The organism is Variovorax sp. E3 (assembly GCF_016082275.1).
Classification (GTDB): Bacteria; Pseudomonadota; Gammaproteobacteria; order Burkholderiales; family Burkholderiaceae_C; genus Variovorax.
The window spans coordinates 1-3,231 of sequence record NZ_MOWM01000299.1; the positions used below are offsets into that span (position 1 = coordinate 1).

Here is a 3,231-nt window from a genome sequence, read left to right on the forward strand (position 1 = left end):
GGGCCGCGGCGGGTTTCCCGGCGGGCGCGGCCAGCGTTGCGCCGTGCGCGGCGAGCGCGCCCGCCACGCCCAGGCCCACCGACTGGCACGGCGCGTTCAGGCAGGCCTCGAGTTCGTCGTCGAGCTGCATCACGGTCAGCGTCACGCCCATCATTTCGAGCGAGGTGAAGAGGTTGCCGACCTTGTTGAACGCCACGGTGATGCCGCGCGCCTGCAGGCGGCGCGCGATTTCGCCGTACAGGATGTACTGCTCCATGACCGGCGTCGCGCCCAGCCCCGACACCAGCACCGCCACCCGGTCGCCCGCGCCGAAGGGCAGGTCGGGCAGCACCACGCCGAGCATCATCTCGGCCATTTCCGATGCGCTGGCGGTGCCGCGCACGTCGATGCCGGGCTCGCCGTGGTGGCCGATGCCCATTTCCATGGTGCCGGCCTCAATGGTGAAGTTGGCCTTGCCCACCGCCGGAATGACGCAGGCCGACAGGCCGATGCCGATGCTGCGCGTGCGGTCGATGGCCTTGCGGGCGGCGGCGATCACCTCGTCGAGCGTGCCGCCCATCGCGGCCCGGGCCGCGCCGACCTTCCACATGAAGATCTCGCCGGCCACGCCCCGGCGCCTGGCTTCGTCGCCCGGGGGCGCCGAGGCCACGTCGTCGTTGGCGACCACGGTCTTCACGGCAATGCCTTCGCGCTCGGCCATCTGCACGGCCATCTTCACGTTCATGTTGTCGCCGGCGTAGTTGCCGTACAGGCAGGCCACGCCCGCGCCGCCGTCGGCCGCGCGCATGGCGTCCAGGAAGCTGCGCGCGGTGGGCGACGAAAAGATCTCGCCCACGGCCACGGCGTCGAGCAGGCCGTCTCCCACGTAGCCCAGGAACGCGGGCTCGTGCCCCGAGCCGCCGCCGGTGACGACGCCGACCTTGCCCGCCTCGGGCGCGGCGCGGCGCCGCACGACGCGCGGGTTGTCTTCGTTGGCGACGAGCCGGTCGGCATGGGCCAGCAGCCAGCCGGCCAGCATGTCCTCGACCACGAGATCGGGGTGATTGATCACACGGTTCAGCGCCACGGGTTGTCTCCTTGCATTGATCATATGTTCTTTGAATGAGAAATTGTATTTGCCATCTCAGGGCGCTGCAACGGGGATTTTCATTGGGGGTTGGGCCTTTCAAGGGGAGCCAGGCTCGACCCGAGGCTTGACGAGGTGATTCTCCTTGTGTGGTAATTTGGTCATTCAATGAGCATTTGCTCAATCATCGGAGGCTTCCATGAAAATTGCGATCGGCTGCGACGAAGCGGCCTGCGAGATGAAGGACGCGGTCAAGGCGCCCTGGTCGCCCAGGGCCATGAGGTCGAAGACTTCGGCACGCACGCCAATGCGCCGGTGCTCTACCCGGACATCGCCGTGGCCCTGTCCGAAAGCGTGGTGCGCGGCGACGCGCAGCGCGGGCTGCTGTTCTGCGGCACCGGCATCGGCATGGCCATTTCCGCCAACAAGGTGCCGGGCATCCGCGCGGCGCAGGCGCACGACACCTACTCCGCCGAGCGGGCCGCGCTGAGCAACGATGCGCAGATCCTCACGATCGGCGCGCGCGTGGTGGGCATCGAGCTGGCCAAGTCCATCGTCGCGGCCTTCCTGGCCGCGCACTACGTGAGCGGTCCGCGCTCGCAGCCCAAGCTCGACGCGCTGTCGGCCCACGAGCAGCGGCTGCGCGAGGCGCATTGAAGCCGGGCCTGGGCTTGAGCCCGGGCCTGCGCCGGGACATGCGGCGCGCGTGACCAATAATCCTGCTGCATGACATCCGCCGCCCGTCCCCGCGCTCCCGCCGCCAACACCGCCGCCTCGACCTCCTCGACGATGTCGAAGGAGGAGCTGACCCGCATCGCCACGCTGTACTACGTCGACGGGCAGACGCAGGAAGAGCTGTCGCAGCGCTTCGGCATCAGCCGGGCCACGGTGGGCCGCATGCTCAAGCGCGCGCAGGAGCTGGGCATCGTCGAGATCCGCGTGCAGCACCACCCCACGCTCACCGTCGACCTGGAGCGCGAGCTGATGCAGCGCTTCGGCATCAGCCACGCGCTGCTGTCGGTGGACCATGTCGATGCCGACAAGCAGCGCGCCATGCTGGCCGGCCTGGTCGCCACCTGGCTGGACCGCAACCTGGGCGACGGCGCCATCGTCGCCGTGGGCATGGGCCGCAACGTGAGCGCGGTCAGCGAGCACGCCATGAGCGCCACGCGCCGCTCGGCCACCTTCGTGTGCGCCATCGGCGGCAGCTATCGCGGCGGCGAGACCATGAACCCCGACCACATCAGCCGCCGCCTGGCCGCGCGCTTCGGCGGCGAAAGCCAGACGCTGTACGCGCCGGCCATGGTCGACGACCCGGCGGTGCGCACCGCGCTGCTGGAGAACGACACTGTGCGCCAGAGCCTGGACAAGGCGCGCCGCGCCGACCTGGCGCTGGTCGGCATCGGCGACATGAGCGAAGACAGCAACATGGTGCGCATGGGCTGGTTCAGCGCGCAGGAGATCACCGAGGCCAAGCGCGTGGGCACGGTGGGCGACATGATGGGCTACGACTTCATCGACATCCACGGCCAGCCGGCCATGACGCCGATCCAGGGCCGCGTGGTCGGCCTGAGCGCCAACGACCTGCGCCGCATTCCGAACGTGATCGCCATCGCCGCCGAATCGAGCAAGGTCACGGCCATGCTGGGCGCGCTGCGCACCGGCACCATCAACACGCTGGCCACGACGGCGAGCAACGCGATGGCGGTGCTGCATCTGGACGACGCCACGTCGCAGCGCAAGGGCTGACCCAGGCCGCTCAGCGCGCCTGCGTCTTGCGGAATTTCTCGGCCTCCCAGTTGGCGAGGCTGTCGGCTTCGTCGTCGGGCAGGTAGACCGGCTCGTGCGAGACGGGCAGGCGTTGCAGCACGTCGGCCAGGCAGGCGAGCATTTCCTGCGCGGCCTCGGGCAGGCCGTCGCGCACCAGCACGCCGCGTCCGGGCAGGGCGATGTACGGGGCGGGGTTGTCGAGCCGGCGCTGCGCGCGCAGCCAGTCCTGCAATGCCGGGCCGGCCAGCGCGGGCGCGCACGCCACGCCGCGGCCCAGGAACACCACGTGGTCGGGGTACAGCACGCCGCGCCGCGCGCGCGCGAGGTTGACGGGGTCGGTGGCCACGCCGTGGCTGCGGGCGTGGGCCGGCAGGGCCCAGCCGGTGCCGGCGGCA

General features: G+C 70.3%; 2 protein-coding genes and 2 pseudogenes. 2 read left to right on the top strand and 2 right to left on the bottom strand.

Going from position 1 to position 3,231, the window contains the following annotated elements; all coding sequences use genetic code 11:
- Window positions 1-1,060: dihydroxyacetone kinase subunit DhaK (locus tag BMG07_RS40260; protein WP_198089155.1), on the bottom strand; the 1,060-nt coding region annotated here is incomplete at its 3' end.
- Between the two features lie 205 nt (window positions 1,061-1,265).
- Here BMG07_RS40260 and BMG07_RS40265 point away from each other — a divergent pair.
- Together BMG07_RS40265 and BMG07_RS40270 are read left to right on the top strand one after the other, a co-directional pair.
- A pseudogene (locus tag BMG07_RS40265) lies at window positions 1,266-1,723 on the top strand (RpiB/LacA/LacB family sugar-phosphate isomerase).
- Between the two features lie 132 nt (window positions 1,724-1,855).
- The gene (locus BMG07_RS40270) at window positions 1,856-2,815 is read left to right on the top strand and encodes a sugar-binding transcriptional regulator (RefSeq protein ID WP_198089156.1); all 960 of its coding nucleotides are present in this window, start codon (window positions 1,856-1,858) and stop codon (window positions 2,813-2,815) included.
- Between the two features lie 10 nt (window positions 2,816-2,825).
- On the opposite strand, the pseudogene BMG07_RS40275 reads toward BMG07_RS40270, so the two are convergent.
- Window positions 2,826-3,231, bottom strand: a pseudogene (locus BMG07_RS40275) (class II aldolase); the annotation flags it as partial.